General features: G+C 69.8%; 24 protein-coding genes. 7 read left to right on the top strand and 17 right to left on the bottom strand.

All coding sequences use genetic code 11. From position 1 onward, the window contains the following. The first annotated feature begins 17 nt into the window (after positions 1–17). Positions 18–1,037, top strand: coding sequence for a glycosyltransferase family 2 protein (locus BW41_RS14795; protein ID WP_037535270.1), 1,020 nt, complete (start codon positions 18–20; stop codon positions 1,035–1,037). Positions 1,038–1,044: 7 nt separating this feature from the next. Here BW41_RS14795 and BW41_RS14790 read toward each other — a convergent pair whose 3' ends face one another. After that, positions 1,045–1,776 carry a class I SAM-dependent methyltransferase gene (locus tag BW41_RS14790; RefSeq protein WP_037535269.1) on the bottom strand — a complete coding sequence of 244 codons (732 nt, stop codon included), beginning with the start codon at positions 1,774–1,776 and terminating at the stop codon, positions 1,045–1,047. Positions 1,777–1,794: 18 nt separating this feature from the next. Then, the gene (locus tag BW41_RS14785; protein ID WP_081793117.1) at positions 1,795–2,226 is read right to left on the bottom strand and encodes a GtrA family protein; all 432 of its coding nucleotides are present in this window, start codon (positions 2,224–2,226) and stop codon (positions 1,795–1,797) included. 59 nt (positions 2,227–2,285) lie between these two features. Between BW41_RS14785 and BW41_RS14780 the strand changes: the two genes are divergently transcribed. Further along, positions 2,286–4,088: a hypothetical protein gene (locus tag BW41_RS14780; protein ID WP_037535268.1), complete on the top strand. Its 1,803-nt coding sequence runs from the start codon at positions 2,286–2,288 to the stop codon at positions 4,086–4,088. Between the two features lie 302 nt (positions 4,089–4,390). Here BW41_RS14780 and BW41_RS14775 read toward each other — a convergent pair whose 3' ends face one another. From BW41_RS14775 to BW41_RS14725, 11 genes are all read right to left on the bottom strand, one after another. Beyond that, a complete protein-coding gene (locus tag BW41_RS14775; protein ID WP_037535267.1) occupies positions 4,391–5,011 on the bottom strand; it encodes a MarC family protein in 621 nt (206 codons plus the stop codon). Beyond that, a complete protein-coding gene (folD, locus tag BW41_RS14770) occupies positions 5,008–5,874 on the bottom strand; it encodes a bifunctional methylenetetrahydrofolate dehydrogenase/methenyltetrahydrofolate cyclohydrolase FolD (RefSeq protein WP_037535266.1) in 867 nt (288 codons plus the stop codon). Before folD ends, BW41_RS14775 begins: the two co-directional genes overlap by 4 nt. Beyond that, a complete protein-coding gene (locus tag BW41_RS14765; RefSeq protein ID WP_037535265.1) occupies positions 5,871–6,173 on the bottom strand; it encodes a DUF167 domain-containing protein in 303 nt (100 codons plus the stop codon). The genes folD and BW41_RS14765 overlap by 4 nt, the downstream gene beginning before the upstream one ends. 15 nt (positions 6,174–6,188) lie before the next feature. Continuing rightward, positions 6,189–6,500, bottom strand: coding sequence for a YggT family protein (locus tag BW41_RS14760; RefSeq protein WP_037535264.1), 312 nt, complete (start codon positions 6,498–6,500; stop codon positions 6,189–6,191). A gap of 42 nt (positions 6,501–6,542) precedes the next feature. Beyond that, complete coding sequence (gene ruvB / locus BW41_RS14755; RefSeq protein ID WP_037535263.1) at positions 6,543–7,568, bottom strand: Holliday junction branch migration DNA helicase RuvB; 1,026 nt, start codon at positions 7,566–7,568, stop codon at positions 6,543–6,545. Further along, positions 7,565–7,867: a type II toxin-antitoxin system RelE/ParE family toxin gene (locus BW41_RS22075; protein ID WP_081793116.1), complete on the bottom strand. Its 303-nt coding sequence runs from the start codon at positions 7,865–7,867 to the stop codon at positions 7,565–7,567. Before BW41_RS22075 ends, ruvB begins: the two co-directional genes overlap by 4 nt. Next, positions 7,864–8,106, bottom strand: coding sequence for a type II toxin-antitoxin system ParD family antitoxin (locus tag BW41_RS14745; RefSeq protein WP_037535261.1), 243 nt, complete (start codon positions 8,104–8,106; stop codon positions 7,864–7,866). The genes BW41_RS22075 and BW41_RS14745 overlap by 4 nt, the downstream gene beginning before the upstream one ends. 37 nt (positions 8,107–8,143) lie before the next feature. Next, positions 8,144–8,755: a Holliday junction branch migration protein RuvA gene (ruvA, locus tag BW41_RS14740; RefSeq protein WP_037535260.1), complete on the bottom strand. Its 612-nt coding sequence runs from the start codon at positions 8,753–8,755 to the stop codon at positions 8,144–8,146. Next, a complete protein-coding gene (ruvC, locus tag BW41_RS14735) occupies positions 8,752–9,258 on the bottom strand; it encodes a crossover junction endodeoxyribonuclease RuvC (protein ID WP_037535259.1) in 507 nt (168 codons plus the stop codon). Before ruvC ends, ruvA begins: the two co-directional genes overlap by 4 nt. A 388-nt stretch (positions 9,259–9,646) precedes the next feature. Continuing rightward, complete coding sequence (locus BW41_RS14730) at positions 9,647–10,390, bottom strand: YebC/PmpR family DNA-binding transcriptional regulator (RefSeq protein ID WP_037535258.1); 744 nt, start codon at positions 10,388–10,390, stop codon at positions 9,647–9,649. A 30-nt stretch (positions 10,391–10,420) separates the two neighbouring features. Then, the gene (locus BW41_RS14725) at positions 10,421–10,960 is read right to left on the bottom strand and encodes a DUF1003 domain-containing protein (protein ID WP_037535337.1); all 540 of its coding nucleotides are present in this window, start codon (positions 10,958–10,960) and stop codon (positions 10,421–10,423) included. A gap of 141 nt (positions 10,961–11,101) precedes the next feature. On the opposite strand from BW41_RS14725, the gene BW41_RS14720 reads away from it, so the two are divergent. After that, positions 11,102–12,568, top strand: a complete 1,467-nt coding sequence (locus BW41_RS14720; protein WP_037535257.1) for an ATP-binding protein — start codon at positions 11,102–11,104, stop codon at positions 12,566–12,568. A gap of 136 nt (positions 12,569–12,704) precedes the next feature. On the opposite strand, the gene BW41_RS14715 is transcribed toward BW41_RS14720, so the two are convergent. Then, positions 12,705–13,637 carry a DUF808 domain-containing protein gene (locus BW41_RS14715; RefSeq protein ID WP_037535256.1) on the bottom strand — a complete coding sequence of 311 codons (933 nt, stop codon included), beginning with the start codon at positions 13,635–13,637 and terminating at the stop codon, positions 12,705–12,707. Positions 13,638–13,796: 159 nt separating this feature from the next. On the opposite strand from BW41_RS14715, the gene BW41_RS14710 reads away from it, so the two are divergent. Genes BW41_RS14710 through BW41_RS14700 form a run of 3 tightly spaced genes read left to right on the top strand, consistent with a single transcriptional unit; the run spans position 13,797 to position 16,815 of the window. Further along, positions 13,797–15,857 (top strand): S9 family peptidase, encoded by a 2,061-nt coding sequence (locus BW41_RS14710; RefSeq protein WP_037535255.1) that lies wholly within the window; start codon positions 13,797–13,799, stop codon positions 15,855–15,857. Next, entirely contained in the window at positions 15,854–16,423 is a 570-nt protein-coding gene (locus tag BW41_RS14705) for a DedA family protein (protein ID WP_037535254.1), read from the top strand. Before BW41_RS14710 ends, BW41_RS14705 begins: the two co-directional genes overlap by 4 nt. Then, positions 16,420–16,815, top strand: a complete 396-nt coding sequence (locus BW41_RS14700) for an acyl-CoA thioesterase (protein WP_037535336.1) — start codon at positions 16,420–16,422, stop codon at positions 16,813–16,815. The genes BW41_RS14705 and BW41_RS14700 overlap by 4 nt, the downstream gene beginning before the upstream one ends. Positions 16,816–16,821: 6 nt before the next feature. Here BW41_RS14700 and BW41_RS14695 read toward each other — a convergent pair whose 3' ends face one another. From BW41_RS14695 to BW41_RS20665, 3 genes are all read right to left on the bottom strand, one after another. Further along, positions 16,822–17,481: a hypothetical protein gene (locus BW41_RS14695; RefSeq protein ID WP_037535253.1), complete on the bottom strand. Its 660-nt coding sequence runs from the start codon at positions 17,479–17,481 to the stop codon at positions 16,822–16,824. A 129-nt stretch (positions 17,482–17,610) separates the two neighbouring features. Next, positions 17,611–19,455, bottom strand: a complete 1,845-nt coding sequence (locus BW41_RS14690; protein ID WP_235199781.1) for an AsmA family protein — start codon at positions 19,453–19,455, stop codon at positions 17,611–17,613. 119 nt (positions 19,456–19,574) lie between these two features. Next, positions 19,575–19,736, bottom strand: a complete 162-nt coding sequence (locus tag BW41_RS20665) for a DUF1674 domain-containing protein (RefSeq protein WP_081793114.1) — start codon at positions 19,734–19,736, stop codon at positions 19,575–19,577. Between the two features lie 60 nt (positions 19,737–19,796). Here BW41_RS20665 and BW41_RS14685 point away from each other — a divergent pair, with 60 nt between their 5' ends. Then, positions 19,797–21,101 (top strand): RsmB/NOP family class I SAM-dependent RNA methyltransferase, encoded by a 1,305-nt coding sequence (locus BW41_RS14685; RefSeq protein WP_037535252.1) that lies wholly within the window; start codon positions 19,797–19,799, stop codon positions 21,099–21,101. Positions 21,102–21,169: the final 68 nt, after the last annotated feature.

Raw genomic sequence — 21,169 nt, 5'->3', positions numbered from 1 at the left:
GCTAAAGCCGGCGCATCATGTATCGCCCCGCGCTCTCCGTCGTCATCCCGTGCTACAACGAGGCGGCCTGCCTCGAGCTGTTGCACGCCCGCGTCGCGGCGGCGGCGCGGGCCGCGGTGGGGGACGATCACGAGATCGTGCTGATCAACGACGGCAGTCGCGATGACAGCTGGGCGGTGATGCAGCGGCTCAGCGCCGCCGATCCGCGGCTGGTGGCGATCAACCTGTCGCGCAACCACGGCCATCAGCTGGCGCTGACCGCCGGGCTCGATCTGTGTTCGGGCGAGCAGATCCTGATCATCGACGCCGATCTGCAGGACCCGCCCGAACTGCTCGCCGACATGCGCGCGACGATGGCGGCGCAGCAGGCCGACGTCGTCTATGCGGTGCGCCGCAAGCGCGAGGGCGAGACGATCTTCAAGAAGGCGACCGCCGCCGCTTTCTATCGCGTGCTCGATCGCGTCACCGACACGCCGATCCCGCTCGATACCGGCGATTTCCGGCTGATGAGCCGGCGGGCGCTCGATGCGCTGCTGTCGTTGCCCGAACAGGCGCGCTTCATCCGCGGCATGGTCGCCTGGGTCGGCTTCCGCCAGGTGCCGTTTCCCTATGACCGCGCCGAGCGCCATGCCGGCGAGACCAATTATCCGCTCGGCAAGATGGTGCGGCTCGCCTTCGACGCGGTCACCGGCTTCTCGACCGCGCCGCTGCGCTTCGCCAGCCATGCCTCGGTGATCCTCGCCGGCGCGTCGCTGCTGCTGCTCTTCTACATCCTGTGGGGATTCTTCGAAGGATCGCCGGTGCAGGGCTGGACCTCGACGATGCTGGTCGTGACGGTGCTGTCGGCGGCGCAGATGTTCGTGCTCGGCATGATCGGCGAATATCTCGGCCGGCTCTACATCGAATCGAAACGCCGTCCGCTTTACCTCGTCGCCGACATCGCTGGCCCGGTGAAGGGCCATTCGACCCTCGGCTTCAACGCCGCCGAACCCTCGCCCGAGTTCGAAGTGCCGGCGGAGCGCAAGGCGGCGGAATAAGCGTCCCTCAGCGCTGCGGCACAGCCAGCGTCACGATCGATACGCCCGGCGTCATCGGTACGCGGCCGACCGCGTGCCGCTCCAGCCGGAAGATCGTTTCGAACAGCGCGTTGAGGGGCTTGGCGGGGGGCGAATCGTCGCTGTCGTCGCGGCCGGTCAGGCGCCCGGCGATCCGTGCCGCCGCGGCGAGCGGGAAGAGCAGCGAGTTGAAATAGGTGAGCTTGCGCGGGGCGAGCCCGGCGGCGGTGATCGCCTTGGCCAGCGTCGCCTTCGAATAGCGGCGGTGGTGGTGGTTGACGACGTCGTGCGCGCTCCACAGCCATTGGTGCGCGGGCACCGCGATCAGGATCTTGCCGCCGGGCTTGAGCAGGCTCGCCATCGCGCGCAGCGCGGCGACGTCGTCGGCGATATGCTCGACCACGTCGAGCACCGCGACCAGATCATAGGCGCCGCGCGCGACGCCGGGCAGCTCGGGCAGCGGCGCGTCGCCGACCGGGCGGCCGAGCCGCTCGCTGGCGATCGCCCGCGCGGCGGGATCGATCTCGATCGCCTCGACCGCACCGAATTGCGCCAGCATCGGCAGATTGTGGCCGGTGCCGCAGCCGATCTCGAGGATGCGCGCGCCCGCGGGGAGGGCCGCGTAGCGCGTCAGATAGTCGCTGAGGATGTCGCGGCGCGCGCGATACCACCAATGGGTGGAATCATGGGCGGCCATACGATCGTAGACGATGCGATCCATCTTTAGTCCTTGGCCATATCAGGCGAACACCAGCCAGCGATTGAGAATGAAGGTGAGGATGGTCGCCAGCGCCACCGCGGGGAGCAACGGCGCCCAGGCGGGCAGGCCGAAATGCGCGGTGCCGATCCAGGTGATGAGCGCGTTGAGCGCCATGCCGCTCGCCTGCACCGCGACGAACTGCGCCTGCTGCCAGCCGCCGCGGCGGCGCGTGCCATGGCCCCTGAAGCTCCACCGGCTGTGCAGGAAGAAGCCCGCGGTCACCGCCACCGCAAAGGCGAAGGGGACGGCATAGACCGCCTGCGCGCGCGGGAAGACGAAGGCGGTGAGCGGCAGGTAGACCGCCGAATAGATCAGCGTCGAGATGCCGCCGGCGATGCCGAAGCGGATCATCTGCCCCAGCATGCCGCTGTCGCGCATCGCTGCCAACCGTGCCGGTGCTTCCATCGCCATCCGCTCCGCCCTAAAGGCAATGCGCCGGGAACGAAACGGCCAAAACGAAAGTCGCGTCAGTGAACAAAGCTCCCCGCGGTCGGCTCGACGACGCGATCGTCCGTCATTGGGTCGCACTGACGCTCGCCGTCTGGCTCGGCGTGACGATCTGGTACGTGTGGAGCGACTGGAACCTCGTCCGCTGGCTGTCGCTCGGCGATACCGACGACAATATGCGGCTGATGCAGGTGCGCGCCTGGCTGGGCGGGCAAGGCTGGTACGATCTGCGCAATTACCGGCTCAACCCGCCGCAGGGATTCGACATTCACTGGAGCCGGATCGTCGATCTGCCGATCGCCGGGCTGATCCTGTTCTTCCGCCTGTTCACCAGCAACGCCTGGGCGGAGCGGCTGGCGTGCGGGATCGCGCCGCTGCTGCCGCTGTCGATCGCGATGCTCGGCGTCGCCGCGACGGTGCGGCGGCTGATCGATCCGCGCGCCTGGCCGCTGGCGCTGGTCTTCCTGCTCGGCACCTCGGCGACGATGCTGATGTTCCTGCCCGAACGGATCGATCACCACGGCTGGCAGCTCGCGATGCTCAGCCTCACCGTCGCCGGCCTGTGCGACGGCAAGGGCGTGCGCGGCGGGCTGATGGTTGGGCTGGCGAGCGCGGTCAGCCTCGCGATCGGGCTGGAGATGCTGCCCTATTGCGCGATGGCGGGGGCGATCCTGGCGCTCCGCTGGGTGTGGGACCGCAGCGAGGCGCCGCGGTTGCAGGCCTATGCGCTCAGCCTTGGCGGCGGCAGCGCGATCGGCTTCGCGGCCTTCGCCTCCTATGCCAATTATGCGATGCGCTGCGATGCGCTGACGCCGGTGTGGCTGGCGGTGATGGTCGCGGCGGGGGCGCTGCTGTTCCTGCTCGCCTGGGTCAACCCGCAGGCCCGCGCGATCCGCGCCGGACTGGCGGTGCTGGCCGGGGCGGCGATCGCGGCGGGGTTCGTGCATTTCTTCCCGCAATGCCTCGGCCGGCCGGAGGGCGTCTCGCCCGAGCTGCAGAAGAACTGGCTGGACAATGTCCGCGAGGCCAAGCCGATCTACAAACACCCGTTCCGCCTCGGCTTTCCGATCGCGGCGCTGCCGATCGTCGGCGTCTTCGGGGTGATCCTCGGCGCGTGGCGGGCGCGGCGCTCGCCGGCGCTGATCGGCTGGAGCGCGGTGGCGCTGTTCGTCACCTTCGCCTGCCTGATGCTGCTGTGGCAGGTGCGCGCCGGGCCGGCGGCGCAATTGCTCGCGGTACCGGGAGCGACGTTGCTCGGCTGGATCGTGCTGCCGTGGCTGCTCAACCATCGCCTGCTCGCGGTGCGCGTCGTCGGCACGGTGGCGGCGTTCCTGATCGTGTCGGGGCTGTTCGCCGGGCTGATCATCAAATATCTGCCGGTCGACCGGCCCAATGCCTATACCAAGCGGGTCAACCGCTCGACCGGCAGCTGCGTGCGCTACACGGTGCTGAAGGCGCTCGATCGCTATCCGGCGCAGACGATCTTCACCTTCGTCGATCTCGGCCCGCGGCTGATCACCGTGACGCATCACGACGCGATCGCGGGGCCTTATCATCGCAACGGCGCGGCGATCCTCGACGTCCAGCACGCCTTCGGCGGCAGCGCCGATCAGGCGCATGCGATCATCCGCCGCCATGGTGCGACGATGCTGCTGCTCTGCCCCAATCATTCGGAATCGACCAATTATCGCGCGCGCGATCCGGGCGGCTTCTATGACCAGCTCGCGCATGGCGAGGTGCCGGCGTGGCTGACGCCGCTGCCGCTGCCGAAGGATTCGCCGTTGCGCCTGTTTCGGGTGGATGCGGGCATCGCGGAGCAGCGGTGAGGGTTGCCCGGGCAGGCGCATAGCCCCACCGTTCGCCCTGAGCCGGTCGAAGGGCAGGCCTCCACAAACGTCCGGCATGGGGAGAGGCGGGCTTCGACAGACTCAGCCCGAACGGCGGGATGGTGCGCGCTTATCTCTCGGCCGTTGCCCTGAGGCCGAACGGAGATTGGGGCATGAACCTGCTCCGTTCGCCCTGAGCTTGTCGAAGGGCAGGTCTACGCCGGCGTCCGGTATGGGGAAGGACGGCTCGGACAGACCCAGCCCGAACGGTACCGAAGGAAGCGGCACCGCTCCCGGCAGAATCAGTGCAGGCTCACCTGCAACCCGTCCATCACGAACTGCACTGCCAGCGCCGCGAGCAGCACGCCGAGCAGCCGCGTGATCACCGCCTCGATCCGCGCGCCGAGCAGCCGCATCAGCGGCCCCGCGGCGAGCAGCGCGACCAGCGTCAGCGCGAGGATCACGCCCATCGCGGCGAGCACCACCAACGTCGCCTCGATGCCGTTGGTGCGCGCGACGAGCAGCATCACCGAGGCGATCGAGCCCGGCCCGGCGATCATCGGCATCGCCATCGGGAAGATCGACACGTCGTCCGCCTCGGGATCGTGCGCGACCTTGGCGGCGCGGTCCTCGCGGCGCTGCGTGCGCTTCTCGAACACCATTTCGAGCGCGATCAGGAACAGCATGATGCCGCCGGCGATGCGGAAGCTCGCCAGGCTGATGCCGAGCCCGCGGAGCAACGCCTCGCCCGCCAGCGCGAAGACCAGCAGGATGACGGTCGCAACGCCGACCGCGCGGAACGCCATCGCCCGCCGCTGCACCGGCGAGGCGCCCGCCGACAGGCCGGCGTAGATCGGCGCGCAGCCGAGCGGATCGATGATGACGAAGAAGGTGATCAGCGTCGAGACGAACAGCTCGATCACAGCGCCGCCTCGATACCCTCGCGGCGGCAGGCCGAGACATAGGTGTTGCGGATCAGGCAGGCGATCGTCATCGGCCCGACGCCGCCCGGTACCGGCGTGATCGCCCCCGCCACCGCGCGCGCCGCGGCGAAGTCGACGTCGCCGACCAGCCCGGTGTCGGTGCGGTTGATGCCGACGTCGATCACGCTCGCGCCCGGCTTGATCCAGTCGCCCTGGATGAAGTGGGGGATGCCGACCGCGGCGACGACGATATCGGCGCGGCGCAGATGCGCGGCGACGTCGCGCGTGCGGCTGTGGACGATGGTGACGGTGCAGCTCTGCTGGAGCAGCAATTGCGCCATCGGCTTGCCGACGATGTTCGAGCGGCCGACCACCACCGCCTCCATCCCCGACAGCGACGGGTGGAGGTCCTGGAGCAGCATCAGGCAGCCGAGCGGCGTGCACGGCACGAAGCCGTCGGCACCGATCGCCAGCCGGCCGGCGTTGACCGGGTGGAAGCCGTCGACATCCTTGTCGGGATCGATCGCGAGCAGCACCGCGCCGGCATCGATATGTGCGGGCAGCGGCAGCTGGACGAGGATGCCGTCGACCGCCGGATCGGCGTTGAGCTGCGCGACCAAGGCGAGCAGCGTCGCCGCATCGGTATCGGCGGGCAGGCGATGTTCGAAACTCTCCATGCCGGCGTCGCGCGTCGCCTTGCCCTTGTTGCGGACGTAGACGGCGGAGGCGGGGTCCTCGCCGACCAGCACGACGGCGAGGCCGGGGGCGCGACCGGCGGCCGCGCGGAAACTGGCGACATGGCTGGCGATACGGGTGCGCAGGGCGAGGGCGTGCGCCTTGCCGTCGATGATCGTGGCGGTCATGCCGCGGCCTCATAGAGCGAAGCGGCGATCTTCGCCAGCGCGGCGGCATCGCCCGCGACATGCAGGCGTTTGAGCCGCGCGGTATCGCCGCCGACCAGCGTGACGTCGCGCTTCGCCACGCCGAACGTCCGGGCGACCAGCGCAATCAGCGCGGCATTGGCCTTGCCGTCGACCGGCGCGGCGGCGAGCCGGGCGGCGAGATGCGCCTCGGTCCCCGCGGCGATCGCATCGCGCCCGCCGCGCGGCGTGACGCGGATCGCGATCACCAGACCATCGTCGCGGATCGTCCAGGCCGCCACGGCTTTACCGGCGGATCAGACCGCGCCGTTGGCCATCAGGCTGACCGCGATATTGGGCAGGATGATGCTGCTGAGGATGCGGATGATCACCAGCACGGCGAGCGGCGCGAGATCGATGCCGCTGATATTGGGCAGGATCCGGCGCAGCGGCCGGTACATCGGCTCGGTCAGCCGATCGAGCCCGTAGTGGAGCGAGCTGACGAAGCCGTTCGAGGTGTTGATGACGTTGAAGACGATCAGCAGCGACAGCACGAACTGGACCATGATGATCCACCAGACGACGTCGAGCAGCACCTGGATGATCTGGATGAGGGTGAGGGCGATCACGCGAGGCTCCGGGAAAAATAGCTGACCTGCGACCTAGCCGGTTCAGGGCGCGTCGAACAGGCCGTCCTGCGATCCGACCGGCGGGTTGAGGCCGAGATGCTTCCAGCCGCCGGCATTGAGCACCCGCCCGCGCGCGGTGCGCGCGACGAGGCCGAGCTGGATGAGATAGGGTTCGATCACTTCCTCGATCGTGTCGCGCGGTTCGGACAGGCCGGCGGCGAGCGTCTCCACCCCGACCGGACCGCCGCGGTAGATGTCGGCGATCATGTGGAGATAGCGCCGGTCCATCGCGTCGAGTCCGAGCGAATCGACCTCCAGCCGGTTGAGCGCGCGATCCGCGGCGGCGCGATCGACGATCGCGGTGCCGGCGACATTGGCGAAGTCGCGCACCCTGCGCAGCAGACGTCCGGCGATCCGCGGCGTACCGCGCGCGCGCCGCGCGATCTCGCTCGCACCGTCGGGAGCGATGCCGAGATCGAGCAGCCCCGCCGCGCGGGTGACGACGCGCGTCAGCTCCTCGACGGTATAGAATTGCAGCCGCACCGGGATGCCGAACCGGTCGCGCAGCGGCGTGGTGAGCAGCCCCTGCCGCGTCGTCGCGCCGACCAGCGTGAACTTGGGCAGATCGATCCGCACGCTGCGCGCCGACGGCCCTTCGCCGATCATCAGATCGAGCGCGCGATCCTCCATCGCCGGATAGAGCACCTCCTCGACCGCGGGTTGCAGCCGGTGGATCTCGTCGATGAACAGCACGTCGCCGTCCTCGAGATTGGTGAGCAGCGCGGCGAGATCGCCCGATTTGGCGATCACCGGGCCGGAGGTGGCGCGAAAGCCGACGCCCATCTCACGCGCAATGATCTGCGCGAGCGTCGTCTTGCCGAGCCCCGGCGGCCCGAAGAACAGCACATGGTCGAGCGCATCGCCGCGTCCCCGCGCCGCCTCGATGAACACACGCAGATTCTCGCGCGCCGCCGCCTGCCCGACGAACTCGTCGAGGCTGCGCGGGCGCAGGGCGGCATCGACATCCTCGGGACGGCGGCTGGCGGACAGGAGGCGGTCGTCAGTCAATGGTGAAGGCCGAATGCGCTCGGCACATGCTGGGAATGATGGAGAATGCGAACCACGAGCAGATCTTCACCTTCCAGACGATAGTAGATTCGATGCGAGCGATAGGGGAAACTACGTATACCGTTGCCCAAACCGGCTTCGGCGACACCGACTTGCGGCCGTTCTGCCAATCGATCGAAGGATGTGATCAGACCTTCGAGATACTGCCGCCCCACCGCAACGCCAAAGCGGGCCTTGCCATAGCCCCGGATATCACGAATGTCCTGTCGCGTTGCGGGCGCGGTGCGTAATCTAGTCACGCAAAGTCTGGATCTTCGGCAATAATCTCAGCGATAACGTCACGCGGATCCTGATCCAGCACACCGGACGCCAGCCCTTCGTCAATCATCGCCTTCAGCCATAGTCGGTCGTCCGATTGCTGGTCGAGTCGGACGAGGTCGCGTAAATAATCGGCCGCATCGACGTAGCGGCCTTGAGCGACACGCGTGTTCACCCATTCCTGCAATGCGTCCGGCATCGAGATGGTGAGTTGAGTCATGCCGCCAAGATAGCGCGTGCCGGCCAGATCGCCAACGCTACTTCGCCGCCTTGCGCAGCGCCAGCCGCACCAGCGCGTCGAGCGTCGCGCCGGGGCCGAGATCCTCCTCCGCGGCCCCCACCGCGCTCGCCGCCTCGGCGGGGCGGAAGCCGAGGTTGAGCAGCGCCGACACCGCATCCGCGCCCGCGCCGACCGGGATCACCTGCGCCGCCGCCGCCGGACCGAGCGCGCCCCCGCCAAAGGCGAGCGCGCCGACCTTGTCCTTGAGTTCGCGGACGATCCGCTCGGCGAGCTTCGGCCCGACGCCGTTCGCCCGCGCCACCATCGCCTTGTCCTGCGCCGACACCGCGCGCGCGATCTCCGCCGTGTCGAGCGCCGAGAGGATGGCGAGCGCGACGCGCGATCCCACCCCCTGCACGCCGGTGAGCAGCCGGAACCAGTCGCGCTCCTCGGCGCGGGCGAAGCCGACGAGGCGGATCGAATCCTCGGCGACCAGCATCTCGGTATGCAGCATCGCCGCCTCGCCGACCGGGCCGATCGCCGCGAGCGTGCGCGCCGAGGCGCCGACGAAATAACCGACGCCGCCGACATCGATCACCGCGTGATCGATCCCGGTCGATTCGAGTCGTCCCTTGAGATGCGCGATCATGCCGTCACCCTTGCCCGTCGTGCCATGCCCTGCGCCGAGGCGAGATGATGCGCATGCGTGATCGCCACCGCCAGCGCATCCGCCGCATCGGGGCCGGCGAGCTTGGCGCCGGGCAGCAGCACCGCCATCATCGCCTGGATCTGCCGCTTCTCCGCGCCGCCGGTGCCGACCACCGCCTTCTTGACGGTCGAGGGATGATATTCGCCGATATGCAGTCCGCTGCCCGCCGCGGCGAGCAGCACCACGCCGCGCGCCTGGCCGAGCTTCAGCGTCGACTGCGCATTGGTGTTGCCGAGCACCTCCTCGACCGCGGCGCTGTCGGGCCGTTCGGTGAGGATCACGTCGATCAGCGCGGCGTGCAGGTTGGACAGCCGGCGCGGCAGCACCATCGACGGATCGGTCTTGATCTGGCCGTTGGCGATATGCCGCAACCGGTTGCCGTCCGCGTGGATGACGCCCCAGCCGGTGGTGCCGAGCCCGGGATCGAGGCCGAGGATGATCATATCATGGTCACGCGGAGGCGCGGAGGCGCGGAGAAGAAAGGGTTTGGCGCGCAGAGGCGCAGAGGACGCGGAGCGTTCCTCTGGCGCGCGGCAGCATTGCGATCGCGATGCGGGCGAGACGCTTGCCCGGACCGGGCGATCCTCTGCGCTCTCTGCGCCTCTGCGCGCGACACCTCTTCGCGTCTTCGCGGCTCTGCGTGGATCTTCTCCCCGGCAGTCTGCGGCGGGCAGGGGGGATTCGCGCGACGACGCGAAGACGCGAGACGGCTTCGCCCGGTACGCGCAATCCGTGATCCGGCAGACGAAGAGTGCGGCCCGCTGGCGCGGGACACCGCAGCCGCGGGCGCGACCCTCCGCGCCTCCGCGCCTCCGCGTGAACCCGACAGGATCAGCCGAGCTTCTCCATCACCTCGTCGGAGACCTCGTAATTGCCCCAGACGGTCTGCACGTCGTCGTCGTCGTCGAGCGTGTCGATCAGCTTGAACAGCGTCGCCGCATCGGCTTCGTCGACCGACACCATCGTCTGCGGCCGCCAGGCGAGCTTGGCGCCTTCGGGTTCGCCGAGCACCGGCTCGAGCGCCTTGGCGACTTCGTGCAGGTCGCCGACCGCGGTCCAGATCTCATGCCCGTCCTCGGACGAGGAGACATCCTCCGCGCCCGCTTCCAGCGCCGCCTCGAACACCGTCTCGGCGTCGCCGGCGCTGGCGGGATAGCTGATCAGGCCCATCCGGTCGAACGCATGGCTGACCGATCCGCTCGCGCCGAGGTTGCCGCCGTTCTTGCTGACCGCGGTGCGCACGTTGGTCGCGGTGCGGTTGCGATTGTCGGTCAGCGCCTCGATGATAAGCGACACGCCGCCGGGGCCGAAGCCCTCGTAGCGGATCTCCTCGTAGCTTTCGGTATCGCTGCGGCTCGCCTTGTCGATCGAGCGCTGGATATTGTCCTTGGGCATCGACTGCGCCTTGGCGGCGTTGACCGCGGCGCGCAGCCGCGGGTTCATGTCGGGGTCGGGCAGACCCATCTTCGCCGCGACGGTGATTTCGCGGCTGAGCTTGGAGAACATGCCCGAGCGCTTCTTATCCTGCGCGCCCTTGCGATGCATGATGTTCTTGAACTTGGAATGGCCTGCCATGGACTGCCTCTAACCGATAATCCCTGGCCCTTAAGCCGAAGGCATGGTTTTCGCCAGTCCGTCGATCTTCGCCTCGATTGCGGCGAGCCGGTCGAGCACCAGTCCGTCGAGCTTCTGGTGCAGCCGCAGGATGTCGAGCTCGGCGCGCAAATTGGTCTCGTAGTCGAGGCTGGCGGCGAGCCGGTCCTTCGACGCCTGCCGGTTCTGGCTCATCATGATCACCGGCGCCTGGATCGCGGCGAGCGTCGACAGCATCAGGTTGAGGAAGATGTAGGGATAGGGATCGAACGCCATGCCGACATGCGCCAGCACGTCGGTGTTGAGCAGCATCCAGCCGAGCAGCACGACGGTGAAGGCGATGATGAAGCCCCATGATCCGCCCACCGCCGCCACCCGGTCGGCGAGCTGGTCGCCGATGCTGGCGTGGGCGTCGGCCTCGTCGGCGGCGTCGCGGCTGACGATCGTGCCGGCGTCGATACTGCTGAGCACACGCCGTTCCTCGGGATCGAGCGCATGCGGCGATTTGCGGAGCAGGCGCTGGGCGAGGTCGGCGAGCGGGGTTTGGTGCATCAAATGGTCGTCCTTCGTGGTATAGTCCAATTTGGTCATACCTGTCGTTCGACCGTCCGGCAATCACTGCGGCACGTCCGGCCGGCGTCCGCCGCAAAGCGCTTGCCCCGAGGCCCCCGGATACGCCACACGCTGCCGGCAATGACCGTCAGCGTAGACATGGGCAGCGACGAACGCGGCGCGCCCGTGACCATGGACCTCGAAGAACTGCTCGCCACCCGTCTGCTCGTCCAGGGCAATTCCGGGTCGGGCAAGTCGCATCTGCTGCGCCGCCTGCTCGAAGGATCGGCGGGGCAGGTGCAACAGGTGGTGATCGATCCGGAGGGCGATTTCGTCACGCTCGCCGGACCATATGGCCACGTCGTGATCGAGGCGGCGGATTATTCGGTGCCCGAGATCGCACGCATCGCCACCCGCCTGCGCGAACATCGCGCGTCGGTGGTGCTCAGCCTCGAAGGGCTCGAGGCGGAGGGGCAGATGCGCTGCGCCGCCGCCTTCCTGTCGGCGCTGTTCGACGCGCCGCGCGAACATTGGTATCCGGCGCTGGTCGTCGTCGACGAGGCGCAATTGTTCGCTCCCGTCACCGGCGGCGAGGTCGCCGAGGAGGTGCGCCGCGCCTCGCTGTCGGCGATGACCAATCTGATGTGCCGCGGGCGCAAGCGCGGGCTCGCCGGGGTGATCGCGACGCAGCGGCTGGCGAAGCTCGCCAAGAACGTCGCGGCGGAGGCGAGCAACTTCCTGATGGGGCGCACCTTCCTCGACATCGACATGGCGCGCGCCGCCGATCTGCTCGGCATGGAGCGGCGGCAGGCGGACGTGATCCGCGATCTGGCGCGCGGCACCTTCCTCGCCTTGGGGCCGGCGGTGTCGCGACGGCCGCTGACCGTGAAGATCGGCCAGGTCGCCACCTCGGCGCGCAGCGGCAGCCCCAAATTGACGCCGCTGCCGAGCGCCCCGGCGGAAAATCTCCAGCAACTCATCTTCGCGCCGCCGCCCGAGGAGGCGCCGCAGCTGCCGATGGCGTTCGAATCGCGCCCGCGCCGCGTCCCCGCGGACGAGCTGCTCGACACGATCGAGCGGCCGGCGACGCAGCCGACGACGCTCGCGCCGCTGCCCGACAAGACCGACGAGGAGGTCGAGGCGATCTATGCCGCGGTGCTGGAGGCGATCGTCGCCGATCGCGATTCGGCGCTGCGCCCGCCGTCGGTGCTGTTCCAGGATTTCCAGGTGCGCTGCCGGATGGCCGGCCTCGCAAAGCCGCCGCTCGACCTGCCCGGCTTCACCCGTCGGCTGTCGGCGGCACGGGCCGGCATCTTCGACGTCACCGACCCGCAATGGGCGGAGGCGATGGAGCTCGCCTATTCGCTGCCCGACGACATGCTCGGCGCCTTCCTGCTCGTCGCGCGCGCCGCGAAGAACGGCGAGCCCTGCCCGTCGGACACGGCGCTGGCGGAGACCTATGGCACCAGCTCGCTCGGCCGCGTGCGGCGGCTGATCGGCTATATCGAGAGCCGCGAATTGTTCGTCGCGCGGGTGGACCTGTCGGGCAAGCGCTCGATCACCATCCCGCGGCTCGGCTGGACGACGGCGGCGAGCGAGGCGGGGTAGGGGCATCGAGGCCCGCCCGTCGACGGGCTTAGGGCTAACGGTGTGGGAGATGAGCGCACCCCCCGCTTTCCCACCGTTCGGGCTGAACCTGTCGAAGCCCGCCCGTCCCCGATCGCCACCTTCATGTCGGCGCGCCTCAATGCGTCTTGCGCGGCAGCAGGTGCAGCGCGCCGACGATCGCGCTGCCGACGATCAGCCCAACGATCCCCGATCCTACCGCGGTCACCAGCCACGACACCACGCCCGGCAGCACGCCGACCGCCGCCGCGGCACCTTCGGCCGCGGCGTGGAGCGCATGGGGCAGGCCGGTCAGGCCGAACGCCTCCAGCCCATGAACGATGATGCCGCCGCCGACCCAGACCATCGCCGCGGTGCCGATCAGCGACAGCGCGTCGAGCACCACCGGCATCGCCGCGACCAGCCCGCGCCCGAACGCCTGCACGCCCGCGCCGGGCCGTCGGGCAAGATGCAGGCCGATGTCGTCCATCTTCACGATCAGCGCGACGATGCCATAGACGCCGATCGTGATCGCGATCCCGACCACCGCCAGCGCGATCGCCTGGTTGAGCAATGTCTGGTCGCCCAATTCGCCGAGCGCGATCGCCATGATCTCGCCGGACAGGATCAGGTCGGTGCGCACCGCGCCCGATACCTGCCGGTCCTCCAGCGTCTTGGCATCGGTCGCGACCGCCGCCGCGGCGTCATGGCCGTGGCCGGTGAGCGCACCGACGATCTTCTCCGCCGCCTCGAAGCACAGATAGGCGCCGCCGAGCATCAGGATCGGCGTGATCGCCCAGGGCGCGAGCGCGCTCAGCACCAGCGCGGCCGGAAGCAGGAACAGCAATTTGTTGCGCAGCGACCCGAGCGCGATCTTGCCGATGATCGGCAGCTCACGTGCCGGGCTGAGGCCGACGACATAGGTCGGCGTCACCGCCGTATCGTCGATCACCACGCCCGCCGCCTTGGCGCCCGCCTTGCCCGCCGCGCCGGCGACGTCGTCGAGGCTCGCCGCCGCAAGCTTCGCCATCGCCGCGATATCGTCGAGCAACGCCACCAGTCCGCCGGCCATCGTCTATCCCCCTTATGTCGTTCGGACGCCTTCCCGGATTGGCCATGACCGGGGCAGCGGAACGGTTCAATGACCAACGTGTTTCCGCTTCGTTGCTCAGCTGCCCGGCCGCGCGGGTAAGGGCATGACGGCTCGGATACGCGCGGCTAAGGCTCTGGCATGACCGTACCTACCCCGCCCGTCGCCGCCCGGCGCCCGCACAGCTTCACCGCGCACGGCATCACCATCGAAGATCCCTATGCCTGGCTCAAGGACCCGGACTATCCCGACGTCGGCGACCCCGACGTGCTCGCCTATCTGGAAGCGGAAAACGCCTATTTCGAACAGGTGATGGCGCCGCACCAGCCGCTGGTCGACCGGCTGTACGAAGAGATGAAGGCGCGCATCAAGGAAGACGAATCCTCGGTGCCGCAAAAGGACGGCGACTGGCTCTACTGGACCGCGTACGAGACCGGCGGCCAGTATCGCAAATGGTGGCGCAAGCCCGTCACCGGCGGCGACGATGAGTTGCTGCTCGACGAGCCGGCGCTTGCCGAGGGCAAGGAATATTTCCGCCTCGGCGCCTTTGCGGTGAGCAATGACGGCCGTCACCTCGCCTATGCGATCGACGACAGCGGCGCCGAGCGGTTCGAGGTGCGCGTCAAGAATCTCGATACCGGCGAGCATCTGCCCGAGGTCATTCCCGGCATGCTCTCCGACATCGTCTGGACGAGCGACGATGCCGGCTTCCTCTACGGCCTCGCCAACGACCAATGGCGGACCGACAATGCCCGCTTCCACCGGCTCAGCACGCCGGTCGAGACGGATATCGAGCTGTTCCACGAGGCGGACGAGGGCTATCGCGTCGCGGTCGGCGAGACAAGCGACCGGCAGTGGCTGGTGATCAGCACCGGCGATCACGTCACCAGCGAGGTGCGGCTGCTCCCCGCGCACGACCCGCTGGCGACACCGATCCTCGTCGCGCCGCGCCGGCCGGGGCGCGAATATGACGTCGACGCGCATGACGGCACGCTGTTCATCCACACCAACGACACCGATCCGATGTGGCGGCTGTGCACCGCGCGTATCGACGCGCCGGGTGAGTGGCAGGAGCTGATCCCCGCCGACCCGCATTTCTACATGACCGGCGTCGAATGCTATCGCGACTTCTTCGTCGTCGAAGGCCGGCTCGACGGGCTCGATCAGATCGCGGTGCACCGCTACGACGCGCCGCGCGAACCGCAGCCGATCGCCTTTCCGGAAGCGAGCTATGCCGCGGGCCTCGGCGACAATCCCGAATATGCGGTCGACACGCTGCGCCTCGGCTATGAGTCGATGGTGACGCCCGGCACCGTCTACGACTATGACGTCGCGACCGGCGCGCTGACCGTGCGCAAGGTGCAGGAGATCCCCGCCGGCTATGACGCCGCCGGCTATCGTACCGAGCGGCTCAAGATCGCCGCGCGTGACGGCACCGAGATTCCGGTGTCGATCGTCTACCCCGCCGGCTTCCAGCGCGACGGGTCGCAGCCCGTGTTCCTCTACGCTTATGGCGCCTACGGCTATGCGATCCCGCCGGGCTTCTCGACCGGGCGGCTGTCGCTGCTCGATCGGGGGTTCGCTTATGCGATCGCACATATCCGCGGCGGCGACGATCTTGGCCAGCAATGGTATCACGACGGCAAGCTCGACAAGCGCACCAACACGTTCAACGACTTCGTCGATGTCGCGCGCGGCCTGATCGCGGGCGGGTGGACCAGCGCCGGACGCATCGCCACCGCCGGCCGGTCGGCGGGCGGCGAGCTGATGGGGGCGATCGTCAATTCCGATCCCGCTCTGTGGGGCGCGGTGATCGCCGACGTGCCGTTCGTCGACGTGCTCAATACGATGATGGACGCCGATCTGCCGCTGACGCCGGGCGAATGGCCCGAATGGGGCAATCCGATCGAGGACAAGGCCGCGTTCGAGCTGATCCGCAGCTACAGCCCCTACGACAATGTCGTCGCGCAGGCCTATCCGCCGCTGTTCATCTCGGGCGGGCTCAACGATCCGCGCGTCACCTATTGGGAGCCGGCGAAATGGGCGGCCAGGCTGCGCGCCACCAAGACCGACGATAACGTGCTGCTGCTCAAGACCAATATGGGCGCGGGCCACGGCGGCAAGTCGGGCCGGTTCGAATCGCTGCGCGAGGCGGCGGAGGAACATGCCTTCGTGCTCTGGCAGCTCGGGATCGACCGCTGAGTATCGAGGCGCTCATCGCCGAATACGGGCTCGCTGCGGTATTCCTCGGCGCGGGGATCGAGGGCGAGACGATGGTGCTCGCCGGCGGTCTGTTCGCGCATGAGGGGATGCTGTCGCTGCCCGGTGCGATGATCGCCGCCGCGACCGGTTCGTTCGTCGCGGACCAGGCGTTCTTCGCCGCCGGGCGCCGCTTCCGCAACCATCGCTGGGTGCAGCGCGCGCAGGCCAAGCCCGCCTTCGCCAAGGCGCTCGACACGCTCGAACGCCATCCGATCGGCTTCATCTTCGTGTTCCGCTTCCTTTACGGGCTGCGCACGGTCAGCCCGATCGCGATCGGCACGACGCAGGTGCCGGCGCGCACCTTCCTGTGGATCAACGCGGTCGCCGCGGCGGTGTGGGGCGTGCTGTTCACCGGCCTCGGCTATGTGTTCGGCACCGGCATCGCCGAATTGCTCGGTCGCTATCGCCCGCACGGGCGGCAGTGGCTGTGGGTGGCGCTCGCCGCGCTGGTGCTGGGGACCGTGGTCGCCGCGGTCCGCTGGTGGCGACGGCGGCGGCAGGCATGAGCCGCTTCACTTTGTCGATCACCGCCACGGCGGACGACATCGACGAGCTCGGCCATGTCAACAATGCGGTGTGGGTGCGCTGGATCCAGGACATCGCCGTCGCGCATTGGGCGGCGGTGGCAAGCGAAGCGGATCAGGCCGCCTTGGTCTGGGTCGTGACGCGCCACGCGATCGACTATCGCGGCAACGTCGCGGCGGGCGAGACGGTGACCGGCGAGACGTGGGTGCCCGAGCCGCCCAAGGGCGCGCGCTTCGACCGCCACGTCCGCTTCACCGGCGCCGACGGCCGGGTCAAGGTGGAGGCGGTGACGACCTGGGCGTTGCTCGATCGCGCCACCGGGCGGCTGCTGCGGGTGCGGCCCGAGCTCGCCGCGCCGTTCCTGTCCCGCTGACCGGCATTACAGCCGGCCGAACACCGCCTCGAACCCGGCACGATCGCCCGCGGCGAGGAAGCGCGCCTGTTCGATCCAGCGATCGCGCGCGATCCGGCCGGAGAACGGCCCGAGCTGCGCATCGAGCCGCGCCGCCTCGTCGTCGGTGAGCGCGGCGATCTGGCCGACCGTGGTGATACCGAGTTCGCCAAGGCGCGCGGCGAGCTTGGGCCCGAGGCCCTTGAGCGTGCCGACCGGTGCGTCGGCGGGCGAATCGGCCGGCGCGGAGGCGGCCTCCATCGCGGGCGCGGCATCGAGCGGCGCGGCGGCGGCGATCGGCTCGTTCGCGATCGGATCGGGCGCGGCGATCGCTTCGGCGGGTGCGGGCGGCGTCACGGGCTGAACGGGCGCCGCCGGTGCGGCGGGCACGACGCGCGGAGCAGGAGCAGGAGCAGGAGCAGGGGCGGGGGTCGGCTCGGGCGGTGCGGCGACCTCGGCATTGTGGCTGGCGATCTCGCGCTCGGCGGCCTTGCGCTGGCGCTTGAGGCGCGCGCCCCAGACGATGGCGACGATCACCGCGATCGCAAACAGCGCGATCACCGCGAGATGCGCGATGGTGAAAGCGCCGGTGGTGTCGGGGATCAGGCTGGCACCGGAGGCGCCGCCGGCGGTGGCGGTATCATTCATGACGGCGATCCTACCGGCGCAGCCGCCGCGCGGCGAGCAGAAAGCGCCTCGTCATCCGGTGTTGGGCGGATTTGCCGCGGCCGGCCGTCGGAACGGCGGGGCAGCCGCGCGCTGGCGCGGCCGTCACCGTCACCGCAGCGCGCGCGCCACCAGCCCGGCGCAATCGGCGTCGGTCGCGCTCGGCCCCTGCCGGCCGGTGATCGCGCGGCCGATCGCCTTGAAGATGTTGCCGACCGATTTGACCTCGGGCGGCACGGTCAGCACCGGATCGCTGAGGCTGCCGGTGACATAGGCCGATCCGGGCAGCCGCAGCAGGCTGTGCCCCTTGGGTGCGCCGGTCAGCCGCAGGTCGATCCGTTCGTCGGGAAAGCGGATCGTGCCGCTGCCGTGGAGCTGGCTGGCGCTGGTGTCGACGACCAGCGGCGCGGCCTCGCCCCGCCCGCCGTGCACCGGCAGCGCGAGCACCAGACAGCGCAGCCGCGCGCTGTCCGCCCCGCCCGCGAGCAGCGCCCGCCCCGCGTCGAAACCGAGCGCGGCGGCATAGCGCGCCGGCAGCGAGCCGTCGCGGATGGTGAGGCCGATCCGCCCGTCGGACCGGCCGATCGCGCTGCGGATCGTATCGCCGCGCCCGCTCAGCCGCGCCAAAGCGGCGACGCGCCCGGTGAACGCGCCCGCATCGCCGGCCAGCGCCTCGATCCGCGTGCCGACGAGGCGCAGGTCGACACCGAGCCGCGGCGTCTTCGCGCCACCCCGCTGGTCGACCGTCACCGTGCCGCGCGCCGTTCCGCCGGCGAGGCGGATGGTCAGCGGCGCGACGCGCAGCCGCGACCGGTCGAGCGTCAGCACGCCGTCGATCCCCGTCACCGAAGTGCTGCCGCCATGGCTGAACACGCGCGCGACGCGCACCGCGATCCGCCCGTCGGTGCGTGCGACGTTGGCGAGGTTGATGCGCGTGTCCGGCACCAGCCGCGGGCCGATCCGACGTTCGAGCGCGGCGCCCGCCGCCTTGCCCTCGTCCGACGACAGATCGTCGAAGTCGAACCGGCGCGATGCGATCGCGCCGTCCAGCCTGGTGCGCCCGTCCTGCTTGTCGACGGTGACATGGCCGGACAGGTCGGAGCGTCCGATCGTGCCTTTGAGGTCGGTGACGATCCAGCGCGGAGCCTGGTGGCGGACATGCGCGGTGAGCGCGACCGGCTGCGTGCCGAACAGCCCCGCCTCAATCACCGCATCGATCAGCCGCAGGTCGGCGGCGCGCGCGGTGACGTCGAGCGTCATCGCATCGGTATCGAGCGGCCGGTCGGTGCTGCCGCGCGCGTGCAGCGACAGCGCGGTGCCGGTGATCGTCGCGGTGAACGGCCACGGCCCCGCCACCGGCTGCGCGACCGAGGCGCCGTCGACCGCGATCCGCACCGCGGTGCCGCGCACCGTGCCGCTGCCGGCGGCGTGCAGTCCGTTGGCATCCGAGGTGAAGGCGACATCGGCGGTCCGCTGCCGCTTGGCGTCGCGATAGGAGATGCGGCTGTCGCGCACGGTGAGGCCGCGCAGATCGGTCGACGCACCGCCGCGCTCGGGCTCGCCCGGGCGCGACCAGTTGGTGCGGCCATCGGCGGCGCGGACCAGCGCGAGCTGCAGCCCCTCGACGACGATATCGCGAGGGCGGAAGGTGCCGGTGAGCAGCGGCCAGAGCGGGAAGCGGACGCGCGCTTCGCGCAGGCGCAGGAATTCTCCCGATCCTGCCCAGTCCGCCTGCGCGATGCGGACGCCGCGCACCGCGATCGTCGGGGTGAAGCCGATCGTGTCGATCCGCGTCATCGATTCGATGCTCACCGCCCGCCCGAACCGTTTGCCGAGCCGGTCGGCGACGATCGGCTTGAGCAGCCCGAACGGAAAGGCGGCGACGGCGAGCAGCAGCACGATCAGGCCGATACCACCCGCGGCAAGGCCGCGCCGCGCGCCGCGTCCGATCGTCAAGACACGCTCCGGGCGCTGCCAAAAATTAACATCGATCATGGACGCATATGCGCGAACGATTGTTCCGATCCGGGGACGGTCCGAAACGGCGCCCCCCCCCCCGTGCGTCCGCCCGACGGTCAGAAATCGACCGCGATGCCCTTCAGCTCCCAGTCGCCGTAGCGCGTCGGGTTGAGCCCGAGCGGATCGGGCTGGGTCGACGGCTTGGCCTCCGGTGTCGGGACCGGCGGGTTGCGGCTGAGGTAGGCGGGCGGCTTCACATGCGCAGGACGTTGGCCCATCGCGGCTCTCCGGTCTAAGGGGAGGAATTCATATCGTCATCAGCCGCAGGTAAGACAAGTTTGCCCCGATCTCCGAATAGCGATTCCGATGCCCTCGGCACCCCATCGCGCCGCGCTGCGCTGCGCCTGCTCGATGCGGTGCTGCGGCGGGGCGAGCCGCTCGAACAGGCGCTGGTCGCGGCGACGCGCCATGTCTACGGCCCCGACCGCGGCCTCGCCCATGCGATCGCCGCGGAGGTGTTGCGGCGGCTGCCGGACCTCGACGCGCTGATCGATTCGGTCACCGAACGGCCGCTGCCCGACGATGCCAAGGCGCGGATGGCGCTGCGTATCGCGCTCGTCCAGGCGCTGGTGCTCGGCACCCCGCATCATGCCGCGATCGCCACCGTGCTGCCGCTGGTCGACGGCGGCCCGCGCAAGCTCGTCCATGGCGTGTTCGGCGCGATCGTCCGGTCGGGCGTGCTGCTTCCCGAGCTGCCGGCGCTGCCGCCGCTCGTCGAGGCGCGCTGGGAGGCGGCCTGGGGGCCGGCGATGACCGACGGCGCGGCGCAGGCGATCGCCGCACCGCCGCCGCTCGACATCACGCTCGCCGATCCGGCGGAGACCGAACAGTGGCGCGTCGCGCTCGGCGGCACCAGCCTGCTGCCCGGCCACGTCCGCGTCGCCGATGCGGGATCGGTGACCGAGCTGCCCGGCTTTGCCGAGGGGCGCTGGTGGGTGCAGGACATCGCCGCCTCGCTGCCGGCGCGGCTGCTCGCCGATGCGGTGCGCCAGCAGGGCGAGGCGCCGGCGCGCGCGATCGATCTGTGCGCCGCGCCGGGCGGCAAGACGCTCCAGCTCGCCGCCGCCGGCTTCACCGTCGCCGCGGTCGACGTGTCGAACGCGCGGATCAAGCGGCTGCGCGAGAACCTGTTCCGCACCCGGCTCAAGGCCGAGGTGATCGCCGGCGACGTGTTGCGCTGGCAGCCCGAGGCGCCCGCCGACGCGCTGCTGATCGACGCGCCGTGCAGCGCCACCGGCATCTTCCGCCGTCATCCCGACGTGCTCCACCGCGTCCATCCGCCGATCATCGAGGAGATGGCGGCGCTGCAGGCGCGACTGTGGGCGCGTGCCGCCGACTGGGTCCGCCCCGGCGGATCGCTCGTCTTCGCGACGTGCAGCCTCGAACCCGCCGAGGGCGAGGCGCAGCTCGCCCGCTTCCTCGCCGACCGGCCCGATTATGCGATCGATGCACCCGCCGCAGCGCTGCTGCCCGAGGGGATTCCGGTTCATGCCGAGGGCTATGTCCGCACGCTGCCGGGGATGCTCGCCGCGGCGGGCGGTTGCGACGGCTTCTTCATGGTGCGCCTGCGGCGGCAGGGCTGAGGCGGGAAATTGCGCTCCGGCGTCAATCCTTAAGCGCATTGTAATAGAGTGGCAGGCGGTTAGAGAGA

This window comes from Sphingomonas sp. RIT328 (genome assembly GCF_000632225.1).
GTDB classification, from domain to species: Bacteria; Pseudomonadota; Alphaproteobacteria; order Sphingomonadales; family Sphingomonadaceae; genus Sphingomonas; species Sphingomonas kyungheensis.
The sequence above is the reverse complement of the archived record's forward strand: the minus strand, read 5'-3'. Positions and strand labels throughout refer to the sequence as shown.

Coding starts and splice junctions, on each gene's coding strand:
- BW41_RS14795 (WP_037535270.1), top strand. CDS start 18: ATGTATCGCCCCGCGCTCTCCGTCGTCATCCCGTGCTACAACGAGGCG.
- BW41_RS14790 (WP_037535269.1), bottom strand. CDS start 1,776: ATGGATCGCATCGTCTACGATCGTATGGCCGCCCATGATTCCACCCAT.
- BW41_RS14785 (WP_081793117.1), bottom strand. CDS start 2,226: ATGGCGATGGAAGCACCGGCACGGTTGGCAGCGATGCGCGACAGCGGC.
- folD (WP_037535266.1), bottom strand. CDS start 5,874: ATGACCGCCACGATCATCGACGGCAAGGCGCACGCCCTCGCCCTGCGC.
- BW41_RS14745 (WP_037535261.1), bottom strand. CDS start 8,106: ATGACTCAACTCACCATCTCGATGCCGGACGCATTGCAGGAATGGGTG.
- ruvA (WP_037535260.1), bottom strand. CDS start 8,755: ATGATCGCGCATCTCAAGGGACGACTCGAATCGACCGGGATCGATCAC.
- ruvC (WP_037535259.1), bottom strand. CDS start 9,258: ATGATCATCCTCGGCCTCGATCCCGGGCTCGGCACCACCGGCTGGGGC.
- BW41_RS14730 (WP_037535258.1), bottom strand. CDS start 10,390: ATGGCAGGCCATTCCAAGTTCAAGAACATCATGCATCGCAAGGGCGCG.
- BW41_RS14725 (WP_037535337.1), bottom strand. CDS start 10,960: ATGCACCAAACCCCGCTCGCCGACCTCGCCCAGCGCCTGCTCCGCAAA.
- BW41_RS14720 (WP_037535257.1), top strand. CDS start 11,102: ATGACCGTCAGCGTAGACATGGGCAGCGACGAACGCGGCGCGCCCGTG.
- BW41_RS14715 (WP_037535256.1), bottom strand. CDS start 13,637: ATGGCCGGCGGACTGGTGGCGTTGCTCGACGATATCGCGGCGATGGCG.
- BW41_RS14710 (WP_037535255.1), top strand. CDS start 13,797: ATGACCGTACCTACCCCGCCCGTCGCCGCCCGGCGCCCGCACAGCTTC.
- BW41_RS14700 (WP_037535336.1), top strand. CDS start 16,420: ATGAGCCGCTTCACTTTGTCGATCACCGCCACGGCGGACGACATCGAC.
- BW41_RS14695 (WP_037535253.1), bottom strand. CDS start 17,481: ATGAATGATACCGCCACCGCCGGCGGCGCCTCCGGTGCCAGCCTGATC.
- BW41_RS20665 (WP_081793114.1), bottom strand. CDS start 19,736: ATGGGCCAACGTCCTGCGCATGTGAAGCCGCCCGCCTACCTCAGCCGC.